General features: G+C 67.9%; 17 protein-coding genes. 10 read left to right on the top strand and 7 right to left on the bottom strand.

Annotated features, from left to right (window positions below):
* The first annotated feature begins 117 nt into the window (after positions 1 to 117).
* Together VV867_RS03850 and VV867_RS03845 are read left to right on the top strand one after the other, a co-directional pair.
* On the top strand, positions 118 to 1,089 hold the full coding sequence (locus tag VV867_RS03850) for an ABC transporter ATP-binding protein (protein WP_328565667.1): 972 nt from the start codon (positions 118 to 120) through the stop codon (positions 1,087 to 1,089).
* Positions 1,089 to 2,060 carry a peptide ABC transporter ATP-binding protein gene (locus tag VV867_RS03845; protein ID WP_328565666.1) on the top strand — a complete coding sequence of 324 codons (972 nt, stop codon included), beginning with the start codon at positions 1,089 to 1,091 and terminating at the stop codon, positions 2,058 to 2,060. The genes VV867_RS03850 and VV867_RS03845 overlap by 1 nt, the downstream gene beginning before the upstream one ends.
* A 302-nt stretch (positions 2,061 to 2,362) precedes the next feature.
* Here VV867_RS03845 and VV867_RS03840 read toward each other — a convergent pair whose 3' ends face one another.
* Positions 2,363 to 2,989: a LysE family translocator gene (locus VV867_RS03840; protein ID WP_328565665.1), complete on the bottom strand. Its 627-nt coding sequence runs from the start codon at positions 2,987 to 2,989 to the stop codon at positions 2,363 to 2,365.
* A 137-nt stretch (positions 2,990 to 3,126) separates the two neighbouring features.
* On the opposite strand from VV867_RS03840, the gene VV867_RS03835 reads away from it, so the two are divergent.
* Entirely contained in the window at positions 3,127 to 3,609 is a 483-nt protein-coding gene (locus VV867_RS03835; protein ID WP_328565664.1) for an Lrp/AsnC family transcriptional regulator, read from the top strand.
* On the opposite strand, the gene VV867_RS03830 is transcribed toward VV867_RS03835, so the two are convergent.
* Genes VV867_RS03830 through VV867_RS03820 form a run of 3 tightly spaced genes read right to left on the bottom strand, consistent with a single transcriptional unit; the run spans position 3,606 to position 5,958 of the window.
* On the bottom strand, positions 3,606 to 4,532 hold the full coding sequence (locus VV867_RS03830) for a biotin-dependent carboxyltransferase family protein (protein ID WP_328565663.1): 927 nt from the start codon (positions 4,530 to 4,532) through the stop codon (positions 3,606 to 3,608). The genes VV867_RS03835 and VV867_RS03830 overlap by 4 nt on opposite strands.
* Positions 4,529 to 5,206, bottom strand: coding sequence for a 5-oxoprolinase subunit PxpB (gene pxpB, locus VV867_RS03825; protein WP_328565662.1), 678 nt, complete (start codon positions 5,204 to 5,206; stop codon positions 4,529 to 4,531). The genes VV867_RS03830 and pxpB overlap by 4 nt, the downstream gene beginning before the upstream one ends.
* Complete coding sequence (locus VV867_RS03820; protein ID WP_058071449.1) at positions 5,203 to 5,958, bottom strand: 5-oxoprolinase subunit PxpA; 756 nt, start codon at positions 5,956 to 5,958, stop codon at positions 5,203 to 5,205. Before VV867_RS03820 ends, pxpB begins: the two co-directional genes overlap by 4 nt.
* 144 nt (positions 5,959 to 6,102) lie before the next feature.
* On the opposite strand from VV867_RS03820, the gene lpxO reads away from it, so the two are divergent.
* Positions 6,103 to 7,002, top strand: a complete 900-nt coding sequence (lpxO, locus tag VV867_RS03815; protein WP_109932840.1) for a lipid A hydroxylase LpxO — start codon at positions 6,103 to 6,105, stop codon at positions 7,000 to 7,002.
* A 412-nt stretch (positions 7,003 to 7,414) separates the two neighbouring features.
* Here lpxO and VV867_RS03810 read toward each other — a convergent pair whose 3' ends face one another.
* The gene (locus VV867_RS03810; RefSeq protein ID WP_256595813.1) at positions 7,415 to 9,958 is read right to left on the bottom strand and encodes a PepSY domain-containing protein; all 2,544 of its coding nucleotides are present in this window, start codon (positions 9,956 to 9,958) and stop codon (positions 7,415 to 7,417) included.
* Positions 9,959 to 10,047: 89 nt separating this feature from the next.
* Positions 10,048 to 12,297: a TonB-dependent receptor gene (locus VV867_RS03805; RefSeq protein ID WP_109932836.1), complete on the bottom strand. Its 2,250-nt coding sequence runs from the start codon at positions 12,295 to 12,297 to the stop codon at positions 10,048 to 10,050.
* Between the two features lie 203 nt (positions 12,298 to 12,500).
* Between VV867_RS03805 and VV867_RS03800 the strand changes: the two genes are divergently transcribed.
* The 3 genes from VV867_RS03800 (at position 12,501) to VV867_RS03790 (ending at position 15,883) form a co-directional block, all read left to right on the top strand.
* Positions 12,501 to 13,181, top strand: coding sequence for a Fe2+-dependent dioxygenase (locus VV867_RS03800; protein ID WP_275627614.1), 681 nt, complete (start codon positions 12,501 to 12,503; stop codon positions 13,179 to 13,181).
* A 1-nt stretch (position 13,182) separates the two neighbouring features.
* Positions 13,183 to 13,977, top strand: a complete 795-nt coding sequence (locus VV867_RS03795; RefSeq protein ID WP_328565661.1) for a tetratricopeptide repeat protein — start codon at positions 13,183 to 13,185, stop codon at positions 13,975 to 13,977.
* A 115-nt stretch (positions 13,978 to 14,092) separates the two neighbouring features.
* A complete protein-coding gene (locus VV867_RS03790; RefSeq protein WP_328565660.1) occupies positions 14,093 to 15,883 on the top strand; it encodes a phosphoethanolamine transferase CptA in 1,791 nt (596 codons plus the stop codon).
* A gap of 431 nt (positions 15,884 to 16,314) precedes the next feature.
* Here VV867_RS03790 and VV867_RS03785 read toward each other — a convergent pair whose 3' ends face one another.
* Positions 16,315 to 17,478, bottom strand: coding sequence for a type III PLP-dependent enzyme (locus tag VV867_RS03785; RefSeq protein WP_109932828.1), 1,164 nt, complete (start codon positions 17,476 to 17,478; stop codon positions 16,315 to 16,317).
* Between the two features lie 629 nt (positions 17,479 to 18,107).
* Here VV867_RS03785 and VV867_RS03780 point away from each other — a divergent pair.
* From VV867_RS03780 to VV867_RS03770, 3 genes are all read left to right on the top strand, one after another.
* A complete protein-coding gene (locus tag VV867_RS03780) occupies positions 18,108 to 19,379 on the top strand; it encodes a cation:proton antiporter (protein ID WP_328565659.1) in 1,272 nt (423 codons plus the stop codon).
* Positions 19,380 to 19,491: 112 nt separating this feature from the next.
* Positions 19,492 to 21,075 (top strand): peptide chain release factor 3, encoded by a 1,584-nt coding sequence (locus VV867_RS03775; RefSeq protein WP_328565658.1) that lies wholly within the window; start codon positions 19,492 to 19,494, stop codon positions 21,073 to 21,075.
* 210 nt (positions 21,076 to 21,285) lie between these two features.
* Positions 21,286 to 21,729, top strand: coding sequence for an REP-associated tyrosine transposase (locus VV867_RS03770; protein ID WP_275627617.1), 444 nt, complete (start codon positions 21,286 to 21,288; stop codon positions 21,727 to 21,729).
* The last annotated feature ends 62 nt before the right edge of the window (positions 21,730 to 21,791 follow it).

Raw genomic sequence — 21,791 nt, 5'->3', positions numbered from 1 at the left:
CCCGATGAAGACTGCGCTTTTCGTAGGAGCGAGCTTGCTCGCGAACCTGCCTTTCCTCCCTGCCGCCGTTCGCGAGCAAGCTCGCTCCTACAAGAGCAACACGCTGGAGACCGCCGTATGAGCCTCCTGGAAATCCGCAACCTCTCGGTGCGCTTCGGCGGCGCCGACGCCGTGCCCGTGGTCGACGGCCTCGACCTGAACGTCGACAAGGGCGAGGTGCTGGCCATCGTCGGCGAGTCCGGCTCGGGCAAGTCGGTGACCATGATGGCGCTGATGGGCCTGATCGACGCCCCCGGGCGCATCACCGCCGACACCCTGCGCTTCGACGGCAGCGACATGCTCAGGCTCAAGGGCCGCGAGCGCCGGCGCATCGTCGGCAAGGACATCGCCATGGTCTTCCAGGACCCGATGACCGCCCTCAACCCCAGCTACACCGTGGGCTTCCAGATCGAGGAAGTGCTCAGGCTGCACCTCGGCCTGCGCGGCAAGGCGGCGCGCCAGCGCGCCCTGGAGCTGCTGGAGAAGGTCGAGATCCCCGGCGCCGCCCAGCGCCTGGACGCCTACCCGCACCAGCTCTCCGGCGGCATGAGCCAGCGCGTGGCCATCGCCATGGCCATCGCCGGCGAGCCCAAGCTGCTGATCGCCGACGAACCCACCACGGCGCTGGACGTGACCATCCAGGCGCAGATCATGGAACTGCTGCTGAACCTGCAGCGCGACGAGGGCATGGCGCTGATCCTGATCACCCACGACCTCGCCGTGGTCGCCGAGACCGCCCAGCGCGTCTGCGTGATGTATGCGGGCCAGGCAGTGGAGATCGGCCAGGTGCCGACGCTGTTCGACCTGCCCACCCACCCCTACACCGAGGCGCTGCTCAAGGCGATTCCCGAGCACAGCGCAGGCCTGGAGCGCCTGGCCACCCTGCCCGGCATCGTCCCCGGCCGCTACGACCGCCCGCAGGGCTGCCTGCTGTCGCCGCGCTGCCCCTACGTGCACGACGACTGCCGCGCCACCCGCCCGGCCCTGGAACCCCACGTCCGCGGCGCGGTGCGCTGCTACTACCCGCTGAACCTCAAGGAGGTGGTCTGATGGAAGCCGTACTGACCGCCCGCGACCTGACCCGCCACTACGACATCGCCCAGGGCCTGTTCAAGCCCCACGCCCAGGTCCGCGCCCTCAACGGCGTGTCCTTCGAACTGCAGGCCGGCAAGACCCTGGCGGTGGTCGGCGAATCCGGCTGCGGCAAGTCCACCCTGGCCCGCGCCCTGACGCTGATCGAGGAACCCACCTCCGGCTCCCTGCGCATCGCCGGGCAGGAGGTGAAGGGCGCCAGCCACGAGCAGCGCAGGCAACTGCGCCGCGACGTGCAGATGGTGTTCCAGAACCCCTACGCCTCGCTCAACCCGCGGCAGAAGATCGGCGACCAGCTCGGCGAGCCGCTGCTGATCAACACCAGCCTGTCGCGCAGCGAGCGCCGCGAGCGGGTGCAGGCGATGATGCAGCAGGTGGGCCTGCGCCCGGAGCACTACCAGCGCTACCCGCACATGTTCTCCGGCGGCCAGCGCCAGCGCATCGCCCTGGCCCGCGCCATGATGCTGCAGCCCAAGGTGCTGGTGGCCGACGAGCCGACCTCGGCGCTGGACGTGTCGATCCAGGCCCAGGTGCTCAACCTGTTCATGGACCTGCAGGAAGAGTTCGGCACCGCCTACGTGTTCATCTCCCACAACCTGGCGGTGGTGCGCCACGTGGCCGACGACGTGCTGGTGATGTACCTCGGCCGCCCGGCGGAAATGGGCCCGGCGGACAAGCTCTACGAACGCCCGCTGCATCCCTACACCCGCGCCCTGCTCTCGGCCACCCCGGCCATCCACCCGGACCCGGGCAAGCCGAAGATCAAGATCCAGGGCGAGCTGCCCAACCCGCTCAACCCGCCCAGCGGCTGCGCCTTCCACAAGCGCTGCCCCTATGCGACGGAGCGCTGCAAGGTGGAGGTGCCGGCGCTGCGGCCGCTGGATGAGCGGCAAGTGGCTTGTCACCATGCGGAGCAGTTTCTGGGGTAGCCGGGGACGGTGGTGCTCGTGCTGGGTCCCGTTCCCTCTCCCTGAAGGGAGAGGGAGCTTGTCCGTGCCGGCTGGAGGTAAGGTTTCAGCCGGATAGCACAGCGTCCGGCTAACGCCGAATTATCAGCGCACTCCGAACGGCCCCCTCTCCCTCCGGGAGAGGGCTGGGGTGAGGGGAACGGAGCCTCCCTGTAATCCACAACACCCCCACACACCCACCTCCTCTTGTAGGAGCGAGCTTGCTCGCGAACCCGCCCAACCCCACAACCCCCGGCGAAATCCCTTCGCGAGCCAGCTCACTCCTACACCTCCCTCAACAACGCCAACCGAGCCCCGAACCCGATCAGCAGGGAAGCAAAGGCCCACTGCTGCACCCGCTGCGCCAAGGCATGCCGCTCCAGCCAACGCCCCAACCGCGCCCCGCTCAGCGCGTAGAAACCGTCGAAAGCCAAGCCCACCAACACCAGCACCGCCCCCAGCACGCCAAACTGCAACGCCAACGGCCCCGCATCCGGCCGCACGAACTGCGGCAACAACACCGAACAGAAGAGCAACGCCTTGGGATTGAGCAGATTGGTCAACAACCCATTGCCAAAGGCCCGCCGCCAACTCCGCGCCTGGACCTCGGCCACAGGTTCGATGCCCGCCAACGGCGGCCGCGCCAGCAACATGCGCAGCCCCAGCCACGCCAGGTAGGCCGCGCCGGCCAGGCGCACCGCATCGAAGGTCCAGGGCACGCTGCGGAACAGCAGGGCCAGCCCGGCGCCGGCCAGCGCCACGTGGCAGGCCCGCGCCGTGGCCAGGCCCAGGGCGGTGACCAGGGCCGTGCGGCCGCCGCGGCTGGCGCCGGTGTGCAACAGCAGGAACATGTCCGGCCCGGGCAACAGGTAGACCATCGCCAGGGCCAGCAGGAAGACGCCGAAATCCATGGTTCGCACTCCGCAGGAAGGGATTCCGGTCAAGGATTCTATGCCCGAAGGCCAGGGCAGGTGCTTGCGTATTCGGCTTGCCAGCTCAGGTGGCTTTGGCATGATCTGCCAATCCAAATCCTGAAAGCTGGCCAGATATGCCAAACCACAAACTGGACGCCTACGACCACCGCATCCTCGCCGCGCTGCAGCGCGACGGCCGCCTGAGCAACGTGCAGCTGGCCGAGGCCATCGGCCTGTCGCCCTCCCCCTGCCTGCGCCGCGTGCGCCTGCTGGAGGAGGCCGGGGTGATCCGCCGCTACGGCGCCGACCTGGACCGCGACCAGCTCGGCCTGGGCCTGACGGTGTTCGTCGGGATCAAGGTGGAGCGCCACCACGAGGAACAGGCCGAAGCCTTCCGCCAGGCAGTGATCGACCTGCCCGAGGTGATCTCGGTGCACCTGGTCTCCGGCGAGTCGGACTTCCTGCTGCAGGTGGTGGTGCCGGACCTGCGCGCCTACGAGCGCTTCCTCACCGGCACCCTGCTGAAGCTGCCGGGGGTGAGCGACATCCGCAGCAACTTCGCCATCAGCACCCTCAAGGAATCGGCGCCGCTGCCCCTGCAGCACCTGCCGCGCTAGCCGCGGAAGAAACGGTAGAACCGCCGCAGTTCGTCCTGGGCCGCTTCCAGGGTCGTCTCGGCGAAGCGCACCTCGGCGTGGGCCGGGCACTGCGCCAGACGGCCCAGGTCCAGGGGGTGGACGAAGCCGAGCAGCGGGTAGCCGCCCATGCTCTGGTGGTCGGCCAGCAGGACGATGGGCTGGCCGTCCGGCGGCACCTGGATGGCGCCGCGGACCATGCCCAGCGACCACTGCCGGCGCGGCGCGCACAGCGGCTCGCCGTGCAGGCGCGCGCCCATGCGGTCGGACTGCGGGCTGAGCTGCCAGGCGCGGCGGAAGAAAGCCGCGCGCTGCCCGGGCTCGAAGGCGTCCGCATCGCCACCGTGCAGCACGCGCAGCACGGGCGTCTCGCGGTAGTCCGGCACGTAGGGCCAGGGCACGCTGGCGCCGCGCGCGAAGGCTTCGCCGCTGGCCACGCAGGGCAGCAGGTCGCCTTCCGCCAGCGCCCGACCGTCGCCGTGCAGGCCGCCCAGGCCCTCGCGGCGCTGGGTGGCGACGCTGCCCAGCACCGGTTCGACGCGGAAGCCGCCTGCCACCGCCAGGTAGGCGCGCTGGCCGCTGGCGGCGAAGCCCAGTTCCAGTTCCTGCCCGGCATGCACGACGAAGCGCGACCAGCCGGGACGCGCTTCGCCATCCAGCCGAACCGGCACCTGCGCACCGCACAGCGCCAACCAGCAATCGACTTCCGCCCGCAGGTGCAGGCCGCCCAGGGCCACTTCCAGCAACGGCGTGCCCCAGGCATTGCCCAGCAGTTGGTTGGCCCAGGCCGCGGCATGGATATCCACAGCCCCGCCCGGCGATACCCCGAGGTGCTGCCAGCCGTGACGGCCGGCGTCCTGCAACAGGCTCAGCGGCCCGGCCTTGAGCACCCGCAGGCCGCTCATGGGCGGCCTCCGGCGCGGCGGAAGGCGGCTTCGTCGATGGGCAGGAAGCGCACCCGGTCGCCGACTGCCAGCGGGCAGGGTGGCTCGCGTCGTGGATCGAACAGGCGTTGCGCGGTGAGCCCCAGCAGGTGCCAGCCGCCCGGCGAGGCCTGTGGATAGACCGCGGTCTGCCGCTCGGCGATGGCCAGGCTGCCGGCCGGCACGCGGGTGCGCGGCCGGGCCCGGCGCGGCAGTGCCAGGCGCTCGTCCAGCTCGCCCAGGTAGGCGAAGCCCGGGGCGAAACCGATGGCGCCCACGCGGTACTCGCGGGCGCAGTGCAGCTCGATCACCTGCCCGGTGCCCAGGCCGCAGGCCCGCGCCACTTCCGCCAGGTCCTCGCCGGCGTACCACACCGGGATTTCGTGCAGGCGGCCGGCGGCGTCGTCCGGCTCGGGGCCGGGCCAGCCCGCCAGCAGGGGCGCCAGGCGGCGCTGCAGGTCGAGGGCGTCGGTGCGACGCAGGTCGTAGTGCAGCAGCAGGGTGGTCCAGCCCGGCACCAGGTCGGTCAGCAGCTCGCCCAGGGCCGCGCGCAGGCGTCCGGCCAGGGCGGCGATGCGCAGCGGCAGGTGCGCGTCCGGGCGTTCGGCCAGGGTCAGCAGCAGGGCTTCGGCGCCGAAGGGCTCGACGCGGATCATGCGGCGTCCAGCAGGCCACGCAGGCGCCGCAGCACCGCCAGGGATTCGGGGTTGTCGCCATGCACGCAGAGGCTGTCGGCGCGCAGCCGCAGGGGGTTGCCGTCGATGTCCGGGAAGGGCTCGCCGCGGGCGATGGCCAGGGCCTGGTCGAGGATGCGCTGCGGCTCGTGGTGCACCGCGCCGGCCAGGCGCCGCGGGGCCAGCTGGCCGTCGGGCAGGTAGGCGCGGTCGGCGAAGGCCTCGAACATCAGCGGCACGTCGGCGGCATCGGCCAGGGCCAGTTCGCGGCGGTTGTCGGCCAGGGCCAGGACCATCAGCGGCAGGCCCTTGCGGTAGGCCGCGCAGGCGTCGAGCACCGCGGCCAGCAGGGCGTCGTCGCGGACCAGGTCGTTGTACAGCGCGCCGTGGGGCTTCACGTAGTCGACGCGGGTGCCGGCGGCGCGGCAGAAGGCGTCCAGCGCGCCCACCTGGTACAGCACCAGGGCCTGCACCTCTTCCGGCGAGCAGCTCATGTGGCGGCGGCCGAAGCCGGCCAGGTCGGGGTAGGACGGGTGCGCGCCTATGCTCACGCCCTGTTCCACCGCCAGGCGCACGGTGCGCTGGAGGGTCAGCGGGTCGCCGGCATGGAAGCCGCAGGCCAGGTTGGCCTGGTCGATCAGCGGCATGGCGTGGACGTCGTCGCCCATGCGCCAGGCGCCGTAGCTTTCCCCCATGTCGCAGTTGAGCAGGATGCGGGTTGACTGATCGGTCATGATACTGCCTCGACTTCGCCGGCGAGTTCCGGAAACATCCCTAGGGTAAACCAGAGGGCCATCATTTAGTCTTAGGAATATTCAGTAACGATTCAGGGGAGTAATATCCTCCGCTTCCTCCCGCCGAAAGCCATCGAATCGAAGATGAAAGCCCTGATCCTGGCGGCCTACGCGGCCTGCATCGCCTATGTGCACGTGCGTGGCAAGGTCCGTCACAAGCTGTCCCGGCAGCTGAGCGACCACTCCAGCTTCCTCGCCCCGCTGAACTGCTTCATGTACCTGTTCTCCAAGGTGCCCAACACCCCCTACCTGACGCCCAACGCCTTCCCGGAGATGCAGAAGCTCACCGACAACTGGGAAGTCATCCGCGCCGAGGCCCTGCGCCTGCGCGAGGCCGGCAGCATCAAGCGCTCCGAGCAGTACAACGACGTCGGCTTCAACTCCTTCTTCAAGACCGGCTGGAAGCGCTTCTACCTGAAGTGGTACGACGACGCCCACCCCTCGGCCGACGTGGTCTGCCCGCAGACCACCGCGCTGCTGCGGGAGATCCCCTCGGTGAAGGCGGCGATGTTCGCCGAGCTGCCGCCGGGCTCGCGCCTGGTGCGCCACCGCGACCCCTACGCCGGCTCGCTGCGCTACCACCTGGGGCTGTTCACCCCGAACGACGAGGGTTGCTTCATCGAGGTCGATGGCCAGCGCTATTCGTGGAAGGACGGCGAGGCCGTGGTGTTCGACGAGACCTACATCCACTACGCCGAGAACACCACCGGGCACGACCGGGTGATCCTCTTCTGCGACGTCGAGCGGCCGTTGAAATACCGCTGGGCGCAGGCCTTCAACCGCTGGTTCAGCCGCAACGTGATGGCCGCCGCGGCCTCGCCCAACGACGACGGCGACAAGACCGGCGGCATCAACCGCGCCTTCGGCACGCTGTACAAGATCCGCCTGCAGGGCAAGGCACTGAAGAAGCGCAACCGCAAGCTGTACTACCTGCAGAAGTGGACGTTCTTCGGGGCGATCCTGGCGTTCATTCTCTGGATCTGAAGGGCGGCTGCAGGCGGTAGGCTACAGGCGACAGGCAAGAGCGCAGCGGCACCTGGGTACCAATCCGCGAATCGCGCGGGTGGGATGGCGTAGGAGCAACTGTCTTGCAGGCCGTGCCGAGATGCTCGCTCCTACGAAAATCGCTGCCAGCCGGTGATGTAGGATCTCATCCGCGAATCGCGCCGGAACCTCCGGTTATCGCGGACAAAGTCCTACGTCCGTGCTCGACCGTAGGGCGAATAACCGTTCGCGGTTATCCGCCGTTGGCCGGAACGCCGGTGCCCGACGGCCTCGGCGGATAACGCCGTAGGCGTTATGCGCCCTACGGTGCGGGCGGCCACGGTTTTCGGGGGATGATTCCGGGCCCGCCCCTTCGCTCTTGCCTGCCGCCTGTAGCCTGCAGCCTGCCGCCCTAATAAACATCCCGCCGATAGCGCCCCTCCTCCAGCAACGCCTCCACCGCCAGGTCGCCCAGCGCTTCGCGCAGCACCGCGTCCACGCCGCCGGCCATGCCTTCCAGGCTGCCGCATACGTAGATGGCGGCGCCCTCTTCCAGCCACTGCGTCAATTCCACGGTGCGTTCGCGCAGCACGTCCTGCACGTAGACCTTTTCCGCCTGGTCGCGGGAGAAGGCCACGTCCAGGCGCTGCAGTTCGCCGCTGAGCAGGTAGTCCTCCAGCTCTTCGCGGCAGTAGAAGTCGTGCTCGCGGTTGCGTTCGCCGAACAGCAGCCAGTTGCGCCGGCGGCCGGCGCCGATGCTGGCGCGCAGTAGCGAACGCAGGCCGGCCAGGCCAGTGCCGTTGCCTATCAGCAGCAGCGGGCGGTCGTCCTCCGGCAGGTGGAAGCCGGCGTTGCGGCGCAGGCGCAGGGCCAGGCCGGCGCCCGGCTGCAGGTATTCGGTGAGCCAGCCGGAGCCCACGCCCAGGCTGCCGTCGGGGTGGCGTTCCTGGCGCACGATCAGCTCCAGGGCGCCGTCGCTGGGCAGCGAGGCGATGGAGTATTCCCGCGCTGCCAGCGGCACCAAGGCATCCAGCACGGCTTGCGGGTGCAGGCCGACCAGATGGCCGTGGGAAACCGGCAGTTCGCGCCCGGCCAGGGCATCGGCCAGGGCCACGCTGCCGCCCTCGACCTCGACGCGGGCCTGGCCGTCCAGGCCCAGGCGCGCCAGCCAAGCCAGCACGCGCTCGCGGGGATGCTGCGGGAGGATTTCCACCAGGTCGCCGGCGCGCCAGTCGGCGGCGCTGCCGGCCGGCGGTTGCAGGCGCAGCAGCCAGGTGGACTGGCCCTGGCTGCCGGGGTTCAGGTGCTCGCGGGCGGCCAGGCTCCACAGCTCGAACTGCGCAGCGGCGAAGGGCGCCGGCGCGGCCGTGCCGGTCAGTTGCGCCAGGCGCTGTTGCCAGTCGCGCAGGGCCGCGGCGTCGCCGTTGTCCACTTCCACGCCGTCGAACAGCGGCTGCGCGCCCTGCCCTTGCAGCCAGCCCTGCAAGCGCCGGGCGAAGCCGCAGAAGGCCTGGTACTGGCGGTCGCCCAGGGCGAGCATGGCGAAGCGCAGCTGGCCGAGGCCGGCGGCTTCGCCGAGCAGCTTGCGCTCGAAGCCGCGGGCGCTGTCCGGGGCCTCGCCGTCGCCGAAGGTGCTGACCACGAAGAGCGCATTGCGCGTCTGTTCCAGTTGCTGGCGGTCCAGGCGCGCCAGGGGTTCCACGCGCACCGCCAGGCCCGCGGCCTGCAGCTGCCCGGCGCTCTGCCAGGCCAGTTGTTCGGCGAAGCCGCTCTGGCTGGCGTAGCCCACCAGCCAGGCGTCGCCGCCACTGGCGTCACCCAGCCCGGCGCGGGCGGCCTGGGCGGCCTTCTTCTTGCGCCGGCGGTCGAGGTAGAGCAGCCAGCCGGTGACGAAGAACAGCGGCATGGCCAGGCTCGCCAGCATCATCAGGATGCGCCCGGGCATGCCGAAGTAGCTGCCCACGTGCAGGGCATAGACGCTGGTCAGCAGCTGCTTGCCGAAGCTGCTGTCGGCATAGCGGCTGTCGCCCAGCAGGCGGCCGCTCTTCGGCTCGATGCGCATTTCGTTGAAGGCGCGTTCGTGGGCGGCGTCGTCCAGGCGGTAGAACACCATGGCCGGCTGCCCGCCCACCGGCGGCAGGCGCAGGTTGTAGGCCGCAAGGCCGGGGCCGGCGGTGCTGCGCAGGGTGTTCCAGAGGGCGCTGTAGTCCACTTCCAGCGGCGGCCCCTTGGGCGCTTCGCCGCCACGGCCACCGCGGCCGCCCTGGCGCTGCTGGCCGGCCGGGGCGTCGTCGAGCAGCTTGAACAGCGCGCCGCGGTACCAGTCGTAGGACCAGTACAGGCCGGTCAGCGAGGCCAGCAGGTAGAAGGCCAGGCACCAGGTGCCGGCCACCGCGTGCAGGTCCCAGTTGAAGGCGCGGCCCTTCTTGCGCCAGTCCAGGGCCAGCCAGGCGCGCCAGCTGAGCAGCTTGCGCGGCCAGCGCAGGTACAGGCCGGAGAGGCAGAAATAGATGAGGATCAGGGTGCAGGCCGCGGTCACCTGCTTGCCGAACTCGCCCAGGGCCAGGAAGCGGTGCAGCTGCATGACGAACATGAAGAAGCCTTCCCCGGACGGCGCCGGCAGGAAGGCTGCGGTGTAGGGGTCGACGTAGCGCGACTCGCCGCGGCGCTGGCCCGGCGGCGGGGTGTAGAAGATACGGCCGGCCTCGTCGCCGTCCACCGTGACCCAGACGAAGGAGACCTTCTTGCCCGGTTCGGCGGCTTCCACCCGCTGCACCAGCTCGTCCAGCGCCAGGGTGCCGCCGGGCTGCTTCTGCACGGTCAGGCTGGCAGGGTTGAAGGCGCGCAGCAGTTCGTCCTGGAACGACAGGGTCGCCCCGGTCACGCCCATCAGGGCCAACACCAGGCCGGCGCTTATGCCGAAGAACCAATGCAGCTGGAACCAGACTTTCTTCAACACCTTGCTCTCACCTCAGGCGCGGGGCGCCAAACATAGAAAACCCCGCCCGAAGGAGCAACGGGCGGGGTGCACGGAAGGCCGTGCGATCAGAAGTGCAGGTTCACCCCCAGCAGCGCGGTGCGGCCCGGGGCCACGTGGGCCATGTGGGTGCTGTAGACCTGGTCGAAGTAACGCTTGTCGGTCAGGTTCTGCACGTTCAGCTGCAGGTCGACGTTCTTGCTCAGCTTGTAGCTGGCCATGGCGTCGTAGCGCCAGTAGGACGGGATGTAGGTCGAGTTGGCAGTGTTGCCGAACTGCTTGTCCACGTAGGTGGTGCCGCCGCCGATGGTCAGGTCCTGGAGCAGCTCGTAGGTGGTCCACAGGGTGAAGTTGTTCGGAGCCACCTGCGGCATGCGGTTGCCTTCGTCGGACTTGGTGCTCGACTTGCGGATCTCGCTGTCCAGGTAGGTGTAGCCGCCGAAGACCTTCCACTTGGGCATCAGTTGGCCGCTGAAGCCCAGCTCCACGCCCTGCACGCGCTGTTCACCGTCGAGCACCTGGAAGGAGCTGTTGTCCGGGTCGGCGACGCGGGCGTTGGTCTTGTCGGTGCGGAACACCGCGGCGTTCAGCGACAGCGCCTCGTCGAAGAAGTCCCACTTGGTGCCCAGTTCCAGGTTGCGGTTGCGTTCCGGGTCCAGGCTGGTGTTGGCCGCGCTGACTTCCTGGCCGCCTTCGCCTGCGGTCTCGCCGCTGGGGTTGCTGGAGGTGGACCAGGCCAGGTAGATGCTGCCGTTGGGCAGCGGCTTGTAGACCAGGCCGGTCTGGTAGTTCCAGAAGTGGGTGTTGCTCTCGCGCTTGAAGTTGCCCGGCGCCGCGCCACGGCCGCCGGTGCTGTAGCCGCTGGACTCGGTGTCGAAGTCGTCGTAGCGCAGGCCCAGGTTCAGGTCCCACTGCTCGTTGAGCTTGAGGGTGTCGAACACGTAGGCGGCCGAGGTCTTGGTATCGGTGTCGGTATAGGCCTGGCTGTCGACGATGCTGCCGGTCCAGGGGTCCTTGGGCGTCGGGTTGGCCAGGCTGGTGCAGTCGCCGCTGGCCAGCAGGGCGGCGTTGCAGGTGTTGCCCGGCGCCCCCGGGTTCACCACGTAGGGGCGGTTGTGCACGTCCTCGTAGCTGAACTCCAGGCCGGTCACCAGGCTGTGCTTGATGAAGCCGGTGTCGAAGCTGGCCTTCAGGTCGGTCTGGTTGACCCAGCCCTTGGAGGTGGAGTTGCGGTTCTTCGACGAGCGATAGACGTAGCCGTTGGCGACGTTGCCGCGGCTGTCGTCGGGGTTGCTGACCACGTAGTCGAGGGTGGTGCGGACCATGCGGAAGCTGTTGGACAGCGTCAGGTCGTCGTTGAGGTCGTGCTCGATGCGGAAGGTGCCGCTGTCGGTGGTGCTCTGGCGGTAGTCGCGGTGGGTCAGGCCGTAGAAGTTGTCGCGGTCGACCGATGCCGGCTTGCTCGGGTTGTGCTTGCTGCGGTCGACGTTGGTCAGCGGCAGGCCGTAGTCCGGGATGTCGTCGGTATCCAGGTGGTAGTACGAGAGGGTCGCGCGGGTCGGGGTGTTGAAGCCGAAGGTGACGGTCGGCGCCACGCCCCAGCGGCTGACGCTGACGTCGTCGCGGCCGGCGACGTTGGCCTCGTGCTTCATCAGGTTCAGGCGGAAGGCCGCGTTGTCGCCCAGGGTGTGGTTGACGTCCAGGGTGGTGCGGTGGGTCTGGTCGGAACCGTAGGTGAAGCTGGCGTCGTTGAAGTCCTGCAGCTTGGCGGTCTTGCTGACCAGGTTCAGGCTGCCGCCGGTGGAGCCGGCGCCGGTGTAGGCCGAGCCCGGGCCCTTGCTGACCTCGATCTGCTCGATGTTGAACACCTCGCGGGTCTGCGAGGCGACGTCGCGCATGCCGTCCAGGAAGGTGTCGCTCTCGGCGTTGAAGCCACGGATGAACGGACGGTCGCCCGCCGGGTTGCCGCCCTCGCCGGCGCCGAAGGTGATGCCGGGGGTGGTGCGCAGGGCATCCACCAGGGTCAGGGCGCCGGTGTCCTTGATCACCTGCTGCGGGATCACGGTGACGGTCTTGGGCGTCTCGAGCAGCGGCGCGGTGTACTTCTGCGAGGCCGATTGCTGGACGTTGTAGGTTTCCTCGCCCGGCTGGCCGACGACGGTGTCGGCATCCAGCGACAGCACATCCTGCGCGGGCTTCTTCTCGGTGGATTCCGCCGCCTGGGCGAAGTGGCTGCCGGACATGGCGGTGATGGCCACACCGACGGCGGAGACCAGCAGGCGCGGAGCGCTGGTGGCTTCGACAGTTTGACGCGACATCGAAAGTTCCCTCCCCAGGGACTTGCTGAAGGCCGCGAAATCTAGTGCAAAACGAGAATATGTATCAATTAGTAAATATTATCAGACGCACTTTATTTACAACATTTACATTTGCCCCGTGCGACCGTTCGCCACCTCCGCTATACGCTGCAAATGCAAATGTCTATCATCGGCGTCGGATTTTCATTTGACCGAGCCCCGCCATGCTGCTGCACATTCCCGGCCTGTTCACCCGCGACGAGGTGACACGCATCCGTACCGCCCTGGAACAGGCCGAGTGGGGCGACGGCAAGGTCACCGCCGGCTACCAGTCGGCCAGGGCCAAGCACAACCTGCAGCTGGCCCAGGACCACCCGCTGGCCCGCGAGATCGCCGAGGCCATGCTCCAGCGCCTGTGGCAGAACCCGCTGTTCATGTCCGCCGCCCTGCCGCACAAGGTGTTCCCGCCGCTGTTCAACTGCTACACCGGCGGCGGCAGCTTCGACTTCCACATCGACAACGCCGTGCGCGACGTGCACAACGGCCGCGAGCGGGTGCGCACCGACGTCTCCTCCACGCTGTTCTTCAGCGACCCCGAGGACTACGACGGCGGCGAGCTGGTGATCCAGGACACCTACGGCGAGCAGCGCGTGAAGCTGCCGGCCGGCGACCTGGTGCTGTACCCCGGCACCAGCCTGCACAAGGTCGAGCCGGTGACCCGCGGCGCGCGCCTGGCCTCGTTCTTCTGGACCCAGAGCCTGGTGCGCGAGGACAGCCAGCGCGCCCTGCTGTTCCAGATGGACCAGGCGATCCAGAAGCTCACCCGCGACGTGCCGGAGCACCCGGCCCTGGTCGAGCTGACCGGCACCTACCACAACCTGCTGCGGCGCTGGGTCGAGGTCTGACATGGCGTTCCTCCTGCGCCGGCGCGAAGAGCTCTCGGTGGAGCAGCTGCGCGCCCGCCTGGCCAGCGACCCGCGCCAGGCCGCGGCGGCCATCCTCGAAGCCGCGCGCCAGGACGATGTCGAGGCCCAGGCGCTGCTCGGGCAGATCCTCCTCGACGGCCAGGGCATCGAGCGCGACCCGGCGCTGGCGGTGACCTGGTTCCGCATCGCCGCCGAACGCGGCCACGCCATGGCCCGCAACATGCTCGGGCGCTGCCTGGAGCACGGCTGGGGCGTGCCCGCCGACCCCGCCGAAGCGGCCGAACACTATGCCCGCGCGGCGGCCGTGGACCTCGACTGGGGCCTGTACAACCTGGCCAACCTGCTGGCCACCGGCCGCGGCGTGCCGCGCGATGCGGCCCATGCCCTGGCGCTGTACCGGCGCGCCGCCGACCTCGGCCACGCCAAGTCGATGAACCTGGTCGGCCGCCATCACGAGGAAGGCCTGTGCGTGCCGCGCAACCCCGAGCTGGCCCGCGAGTGGTACCGCCGCTCGGCCGTCGCCGGCGACTTCCGCGGCCAGTTCAGCCACGCCGCGGCGCTGGCCGAGCAAGGCGAGGTGGAAGACGCGCGCTACTGGCTGCTGCGCGCCCTGGAAGGCGGCAACCTGAACTTCCTGCGGGTGGCCCGCGAGCAGCTGGAGCGGGCGCCGCAGCCGGAGCTGCGCAGCCTGGCCCTGGCCTACTACCGACGCGCCGCGGAAATCGGCGAGACGGCCGACGCCGACCTCTTCGCTGCGGCCCTCAAGCGCCTGTGAGCGCTATCTTGACGTTTTCTTCACACACCCTTGCCCTGCTCTTCACACGCATCCCGCTAGGCTCGCTGCCCAACTGACCGCCCCGGACGGGCGGCTTCTGCAAGACGAGGCAAGCGTGTCGACTGCAACCAACCCCTCCCCCCGCAAGGTGGACTGGGCCGGCCTGGGCTGGCTGCTGCTGTTCTTCTGGTACTTCTCCGGCGTCACCCAGGCGCTGATCCTGTTCAGCGGCACCACCGGTTTCGCCGGCTTCCGCGACGCCTTCTTCCTCAGCAGCCTGTGGCTGGCCCCGGCCCTGCTGCTGCCGCGCTTCACCCGTGGCCTGGCGGCGCTGATCGGCCTGGTGCTGTGGGCGGCCTCGCTGGTCGGCCTGAGCTACTTCGGCATCTACCACCAGGAGTTCTCGCAGAGCGTCATCTTCGTCATGTTCGAATCGAACACGGCCGAGGCCAGCGAGTACTTCAGCCAGTACTTCAGCACCTGGCTGTGCCTGGCCCTGCTGCTCTACACGGCGGTGGCGGTGCTGCTGTGGCGACGCGTGCGCCCGCTGCGCATGCCGGCGCCGGCCCGGGTGGCCCTGGCCATGCTGCTGGTGGCGGCGAACCTGGCGTACCCCTTCTACAAGCAGATGGTCACCCAGGACCGCAGCTTCGCCGAGGCCCTGGAGAAGGTGCAGCAGCGCATGGAGCCGGCGGTGCCCTGGCAATTGGCCGTGGGCTATGCGCAGTACCGCCAGCAGCTGGACAACATGCAGAAGCTGCTCGACCGCAACGCCGCCCTGCCGCCGCTGAAGAACCTGCGGGACGGCAGCGGCGAGGCGCCGCGCACCCTGGTGCTGGTGCTGGGCGAATCCACCACCCGCGAACACATGCACCTGTACGGCTACGACCGGCCGACCACGCCGAACCTCGACGCCCTGGCCGCCGCCGACCGCAACCTCACGGTGTTCAGGGACGTGGTCTCGCCGCGCCCCTACACCATCGAGGTGATGCAGCAGATCCTCACCTTCGGCGACGAGCAGCACCCGGACCGCTTCCTCACCGACCCGTCGCTGATCAACCTGATGAAACAGGCCGGCTACAAGACGTTCTGGATCACCAACCAGCAGACCATGACCAAGCGCAACACCATGCTCACCACCTTCTCGCAGCAGACGGACGAGCAGTTCTACCTGAACAACCAGCGCAACCAGAACGCCCGCCAGTACGACGACGTGATCTTCGCGCCCTTCGAGCAGGTGCTCAGGGACCCGGCGCCGAAGAAGCTCATCGTGGTACACCTGCTGGGCACGCACATGGACTACCGCTACCGCTATCCCGAGGCCTCGGCCCGCTTCAAGGACCGCCAGGGCGTGCCGGCCGGGCTCTCCGACGACCAGGCGGACACCTACAACGCCTACGACAACGCGGTGCTGCACAACGACTTCGTGGTCGCCAACCTGATCAAGCGCTACGCCGCCAGCGAAGCGAACGGCTTCCTGGTGTACCTCTCCGACCATGGCGAGGAGGTCTTCAGCTCCGGCAAGCACGACCGCCTGGGGCGCAACGAGGGCGACCCGACGCGGCCGATGTATACCATCCCCTTCCTGCTCTGGACCTCGCCGAGCTGGCAGCAGGCCCACCCGCGCGACCTGCAGGCGATGAGCGGGCGGCCCTACAGCAGCTCGCACCTGATCCACACCCTGTCCGACCTGGCCGGCCTGAACTACGACGGCTACGAGCCGGGCAAGAGCCTGGTCAGTCCCGAGTTCGTCGCGGCGCCGCGCTGGATCGGCGACCCCTACGCGAAGAACGGCCTGCACGAGTTCGACAAGCTGCCGCTGGAGAACGCCACGGGCGACCAGCAGTTGGCCAAGGCCGGCAAGGCACCGGCCACCGCCCAGGTGCGCCAGGCCAACGAGGGTTGAGGCCGCGCGGGCCCTGCCCGCGAATCGCGCGCAGGGCGCGCTCCTACATGGGCACGGTGTTGGGGCAATCCGCGAATCACGCCGATACGTCCGGCTATCGCGGACAGGGTCCTACGCCCGTGCCTTCCTGGAACTGTAGGCTGCGCCGAGGTGCTCTTCGTAGGAGCGAGCTTGCTCGCGAACCAACCCTCCGGCACCGTGCCAGCCCGGTTCGCGAGCAAGCTCGCTCCTACGAAAAGCCGCGCCTACACCTCCGGCGAACACTACGCCCGTAGGATGGGTTGAGCGAAGCGATACCCATCATCACCACCGCATGGGTTTCGCAAGCTCAACCCATCCTACGAAAAGCCCCTCGGCGCAGTCGGGAAGGCATTGGCCGGGACAAAAGAAAAAACCCCGCATCGGCGGGGTTTCTTCGGTCCAGCTACGGCTTAGATGTAGAAGGCCTTCAGCGGCGGGAAGCCGTTGAATTCCACCGCGCTGTAGCTGGTGGTGTAGGCACCGGTGGACAGCCAGTAGAGGCGGTCGCCGGCGGCCAGGTTCAGCGGCAGGCCGTACTTGTAGTGCTCGTACATGATGTCGGCGCTGTCGCAGGTCGGGCCGGCGATCACCACTTCCTCCATCTCGCCCTTCTTCTCGGTCCAGATGGGGAACTTGATCGACTCGTCCATGGTTTCGATCAGGCCGGAGAACTTGCCCACGTCGGCGTACACCCAGCGCTCCACCGCGGTGCGCGACTTGCGCGCCACCAGCACCACTTCGCTGACCAGGATGCCGGCGTTGGCGATCAGCGAGCGGCCCGGCTCGAGGATGATCTCCGGCAGGTCATCGCCGAAATCTTCCTTGAGGAAGCGGATGATTTCCTCGGCGTAGGTTTCCAGGTCGTTGGTCTTGGCGATGTAGTTGGCCGGGAAGCCGCCGCCCATGTTGATCATCTTCAGCTCGATGCCGTCTTCTTCCTTCAGGCGCTCGAAGATCACCTTGACCTTGGCGATGGCCGCGTCCCACACCGAGATGTCGCGCTGCTGCGAGCCGACGTGGAAGGAGATGCCGTAGGGCACCAGGCCCAGCTGGCGGGCGAGGATCAGCAGGTCCATGGCCATGTCGGTCTGGCAGCCGAACTTGCGCGACAGCGGCCAGTCGGCGGTGGTCGAACCCTCGGTGAGGATGCGCACGTAGACCCTGGAGCCCGGCGCGGCCTTGGCGATGTTGCGCAGGTCGGCCTCGGAGTCGGTGGCGAACAGGCGCACGCCCTTCTCGTAGAAGTAGCGGATGTCCTTGGCTTTCTTGATGGTGTTGCCGTAGCTGATGCGCTCCGGGCCCACGCCGGTCTTCATCACCTTGTCCAGCTCGTAGATCGAGGCGATGTCGAAGTTCGAGCCCTTGTCGCGCAGCAACTCGGTGATCTCGGTGGCCGGGTTGGCCTTGACCGCGTAGTACACCTTGGCGAACGGGAAGCAATGGGTCAGCTGGTCGTAGGCGTTGGCGATGGTCTGCTTGTCGATGACGACGAAGGGGGTTTCCTGCTTGTCGGCGAATGCCTTCATGCGCTGGAAGGTTTCAGGGGCGAAGTAATCCTCGACCTTGATGGACATGGTTGGGACTCCCAATGGCAAAACACATGGATACGTAGGGGTGAAGCTGAACGTCTAATCCGTTTCCCCACTTTGGTTCGCCTACTTCCCAAGGCATGTCGCCGAGTATCGCGACCGCGGTCCGCGACCTGCGATCTCTCGTCGTCAGTACTTGAGCCGGATGGATCGTTTCCAGCATGGACGTTCGGGCGCGAACTTTAGGACCTGAAGTCCGCGAGTTCAACCAGAAATTGCCGCTTTCCCGAATCCCTTTGTCGCCTGGCCGGTTGACTGTTCTAGATACTCGACAAAATGCACGGAATACCGCACAGCACGGGGTTTCCAGGGGTATCGGACGCACTTTCGGATCGATCCGATCATCCCCCTTCTTTTTGACAGACCGGGGACAACGGCGGGGGTTCAGCCGAAGCGTCGCCACGCACCTTGCGTTGGAGATAGTTCGCGCACCAGCCTCGGAAACCCCGACCATGGGAGGAACCCATACTCCCCGCCCCTGTCGGACAAAACCCCGGCGTTCGCCAACACGCCCGCCGTATCCGGTTATCATCCGGTTCCTTTTCCGCGTGCCCCCGACCCAGGGATAGGTCACTGGGGCCGGCCCACTTGCCTTGCCAAGGAGTACCTGCATCATGCTCGACCTCGCCGCGGCGTTCATCACGCTCACCACCCTGCTCACCTACGTGAACTACCGCTTCGTGCGGCTGCCGCCGACCATCGGCGTAATGGCCACGGCGCTGGTGTTCTCGCTCATCGCCCAGGGCCTGTCGATGGCCGGCTACCCGGTGCTGGAGGTGGAGATGCAGCAGATCATCCGCCGCATCGACTTCTCCGAAGTGCTGATGACCTGGTTCCTGCCCGCGCTGCTGTTCGCTGGCGCCCTGCACGTGAACCTGGGCGACCTGCGCAACTACAAGTGGCCCATCGGCCTGCTGGCCACCTTCGGCGTGCTGATCGCCACCACGGTGATCGGCTACCTGGCCTACTACACCTTCGCCCTGTTCGGCTGGCACGTGGACTTCATCTACTGCCTGCTGTTCGGCGCGCTCATCTCGCCCACCGACCCCATCGCCGTGCTCGGCATCCTGCGCTCGGCCGGCGCGCCCAAGCCGCTGGCCACCACCATCGTCGGCGAGTCGCTGTTCAACGACGGCACCGCGGTGGTGGTGTTCACCATCCTCTTCGGCATCCTCCAGGCCGGCGAGGCACCCACCGTCTCGGCCACCGCCTGGCTGTTCCTGCAGGAGGCCGTGGGCGGCGTGCTGTTCGGCGCGGCCCTGGGCTACGGGGTGTTCCTGATGATGCGCGGCATCGACCAGTACCAGGTGGAAGTGATGCTGACCCTCGCCCTGGTCATCGGCGGCGCCGCCCTGGCCGCGCGCCTGCACGTGTCGGCGCCGATCGCCATGGTGGTGGCCGGGCTGATCATCGGCAACCACGTCCGCCAGTACGCCATGTCCGACGAGACGCGGCGCTACGTCGACAAGTTCTGGGAGCTGATCGACGAAATCCTCAACGCCCTGCTGTTCGCCCTGATCGGCCTGGAGCTGCTCCTGCTGCCGTTCAACTGGCTGCACGTGGTGGCCGCCTTCGTCCTCGGCGGCGCGGTGCTGGTCTCGCGCCTGCTCACCGTGGCCCCGGCCATCCTGGTGCTGCGCCAGACCGAGGCCGGCGGCCGCCAGGTGCCGCGCGGGACCATCCGCATCCTGGTCTGGGGCGGCCTGCGCGGCGGCGTCTCGGTGGCCCTGGCGCTGTCGCTGCCGCTGGGCGAGCAGCGCGACCTGATCCTCAGCCTGACCTACGTGGTGGTGCTGGTGTCCATCCTGCTCCAGGGCCTGTCCATCGGCCCGCTGGTGCGCGCCATCTACCGTGGCGAGGCACGCCCGGCGGCGGACGAGCATTGAAGTCCGGCCTTGCGTCGCCGCGGGTGCTGGCGACGCAAGGCTTTGGGTTATAATCCCGCGCTTTTCCGGGCCGTCCGTGCCCGCCGTCACCGAATCCAGCAGGCACGCACCCATGACCATCCAGGCCGCCGAAGTCGCCAAGCGCCGCACCTTCGCGATCATCTCCCACCCCGACGCAGGCAAGACCACCATCACCGAGAAGCTGCTGCTGATGGGCAAGGCCATCGCCGTCGCCGGTACCGTGAAGTCGCGCAAGTCCGACCGCCACGCGACCTCCGACTGGATGGAAATGGAGAAGCAGCGCGGCATCTCCATCACCACCTCGGTGATGCAGTTCCCCTACCGCGAGCACATGATCAACCTGCTCGACACCCCCGGCCACGAAGACTTCTCCGAAGACACCTACCGCACCCTGACCGCGGTGGACTCGGCGCTGATGGTGCTGGACGGCGGCAAGGGCGTGGAGCCGCGGACCATCGCCCTGATGGAAGTCTGCCGCCTGCGCGACACGCCCATCGTCAGCTTCATCAACAAACTCGACCGCGACATCCGCGACCCCATCGAGCTGCTCGACGAGATCGAGGCGGTGCTGAAGATCAAGGCCGCGCCCATCACCTGGCCGATCGGCTGCTACAAGGACTTCAAGGGCGTCTACCACCTGGCCCAGGACAAGATCATCGTCTACGTCCCCGGCCACGGCCACGAGCGCATCGAAACCCAGGTCATCGACAAGCTGGACTCCGACGAGGCCCGCGCGCACCTGGGCGATCTCTACGAGCGCTTCCTCGAAGAACTGGAACTGGTGCAGGGCGCCTGCCACGAGTTCGACAAGGAAGCCTTCCTCAAGGGCGAGATGACCCCGGTGTTCTTCGGTACCGCGCTGGGCAACTTCGGCGTCGACCAGGTGCTCGACTGCATCGTCGACTGGGCCCCGCAGCCGCTGGCGCGCGCCACCCACGAGCGCGAGGTGCAGCCCACCGAGGAGAAGTTCTCCGGCTTCGTGTTCAAGATCCAGGCGAACATGGACCCGAAACACCGCGACCGCATCGCCTTCATGCGCATCTGCTCGGGCAAGTACGAGAAGGGCATGAAGATGCGCCACGTGCGCCTGGGCAAGGACGTGAAGATCGCCGACGCCCTGACCTTCTTCTCCAGCGAGCGCGAGCAGCTGGAGGAAGCCTTCGCCGGCGACATCATCGGCCTGCACAACCACGGCACCATCCAGATCGGCGACACCTTCACCGAGGGTGAGAACCTGGGCTTCACCGGCATCCCGCACTTCGCCCCGGAACTGTTCCGCCGCGTGCGCCTGAAGGACCCGCTGAAATCCAAGCAGCTACGCCAGGGCCTGCAGGAACTGGCCGAGGAAGGCGCCACCCAGGTGTTCTTCCCCGAGCGCAACAACGACATCATCCTCGGCGCCGTGGGCGTGCTGCAGTTCGACGTGGTCGCCAGCCGCCTGAAGGAGGAATACAAGGTCGAGTGCGCCTACGAGAACATCAACGTCTGGTCGGCCCGCTGGATCGAGTGCAAGGACGAGAAGAAGCTCAAGGAGTTCAAGGACAAGGCCTTCGAGAACCTCTCCGTGGACGGCGGCGGCCACCTCACCTACCTGGCCCCCACCCGCGTCAACCTGAGCCTGATGGAAGAGCGCTGGCCGGACATTACCTTCCGCGCCACCCGCGAACACCACTGAGTTCGGTGCCTTGCGAAAACGCCCGCCCTCGTGCGGGCGTTTTTGTTTGAGGCGGGTTCGCGAGCAAGCTCGCTCCTACGAAAAGCAGGTGCCACGCCCGACCTGTAGGAGCGAGCTTGCTCGCGAACCGCCCCACACACCGCCCTTCCCGGATAAATCCGATACCTCTCCCTGCCATGCTCCCAGCGTCACCCAAGCATGGAGCACCCCATGGGCTTCCACGGAAAGGACCTGCGCAAGGGCCGTCATTCCATACCCGGTCAGATTTACCTGGTCACAACGGTCACTCCCCATCGCGAGCGTCTCTTCGAGGACTGGGCGACCGCCTGCCAGGTCTGTCGGCAAATCCACCATGCCGAGGAGTTAAGGACTCTGGCCTGGGTTCTAATGCCGGATCACCTCCATTGGCTGCTCCAGCTTCAGGAAGAGAGCCTGGAACGCGCGATGCGACGCTTCAAATCACGAACGGCTATCGCCATCAATGCAGCCTCGCGACGAACAGGAAAAGCCTGGCAATCCGGCTACCACGACCGGGCACTGCGGCGCGAAGAAGACCTCAAGGCCGTCACCCGCTACATCATCGCCAATCCACTACGGGCCGGCCTGGTGAAACGCGTCGCCGACTACCCCTTCTGGAATGCCGTCTGGCTGTGATGCCGCCGGTGCTCTTCGTAGGAGCGAGCTTGCTCGCGAACAGATTCCGCAGCGGGGCTGGT

Origin of the sequence: Pseudomonas sp. JH-2, from assembly GCF_036231725.1 — a bacterium.
Taxonomy (GTDB): domain Bacteria; phylum Pseudomonadota; class Gammaproteobacteria; order Pseudomonadales; family Pseudomonadaceae; genus Pseudomonas; species Pseudomonas delhiensis.
Note: the sequence above shows the minus strand (reverse complement) of the source record. Positions and strands in the feature narration are given on the sequence as shown.

Bases quoted from the DNA above. Each gene is read 5' to 3' on its own strand.
- VV867_RS03835 (WP_328565664.1), top strand. From the start codon at position 3,127: ATGCCAAACCACAAACTGGACGCCTACGACCACCGCATCCTCGCCGCG.
- VV867_RS03820 (WP_058071449.1), bottom strand. From the start codon at position 5,958: ATGACCGATCAGTCAACCCGCATCCTGCTCAACTGCGACATGGGGGAA.
- VV867_RS03770 (WP_275627617.1), top strand. From the start codon at position 21,286: ATGGGCTTCCACGGAAAGGACCTGCGCAAGGGCCGTCATTCCATACCC.
- VV867_RS03785 (WP_109932828.1), bottom strand. From the start codon at position 17,478: ATGTCCATCAAGGTCGAGGATTACTTCGCCCCTGAAACCTTCCAGCGC.
- VV867_RS03805 (WP_109932836.1), bottom strand. From the start codon at position 12,297: ATGTCGCGTCAAACTGTCGAAGCCACCAGCGCTCCGCGCCTGCTGGTC.
- VV867_RS03850 (WP_328565667.1), top strand. From the start codon at position 118: ATGAGCCTCCTGGAAATCCGCAACCTCTCGGTGCGCTTCGGCGGCGCC.
- VV867_RS03845 (WP_328565666.1), top strand. From the start codon at position 1,089: ATGGAAGCCGTACTGACCGCCCGCGACCTGACCCGCCACTACGACATC.
- VV867_RS03840 (WP_328565665.1), bottom strand. From the start codon at position 2,989: ATGGATTTCGGCGTCTTCCTGCTGGCCCTGGCGATGGTCTACCTGTTG.
- VV867_RS03775 (WP_328565658.1), top strand. From the start codon at position 19,492: ATGACCATCCAGGCCGCCGAAGTCGCCAAGCGCCGCACCTTCGCGATC.
- VV867_RS03830 (WP_328565663.1), bottom strand. From the start codon at position 4,532: ATGAGCGGCCTGCGGGTGCTCAAGGCCGGGCCGCTGAGCCTGTTGCAG.
- pxpB (WP_328565662.1), bottom strand. From the start codon at position 5,206: ATGATCCGCGTCGAGCCCTTCGGCGCCGAAGCCCTGCTGCTGACCCTG.
- VV867_RS03795 (WP_328565661.1), top strand. From the start codon at position 13,183: ATGGCGTTCCTCCTGCGCCGGCGCGAAGAGCTCTCGGTGGAGCAGCTG.
- lpxO (WP_109932840.1), top strand. From the start codon at position 6,103: ATGAAAGCCCTGATCCTGGCGGCCTACGCGGCCTGCATCGCCTATGTG.
- VV867_RS03800 (WP_275627614.1), top strand. From the start codon at position 12,501: ATGCTGCTGCACATTCCCGGCCTGTTCACCCGCGACGAGGTGACACGC.
- VV867_RS03780 (WP_328565659.1), top strand. From the start codon at position 18,108: ATGCTCGACCTCGCCGCGGCGTTCATCACGCTCACCACCCTGCTCACC.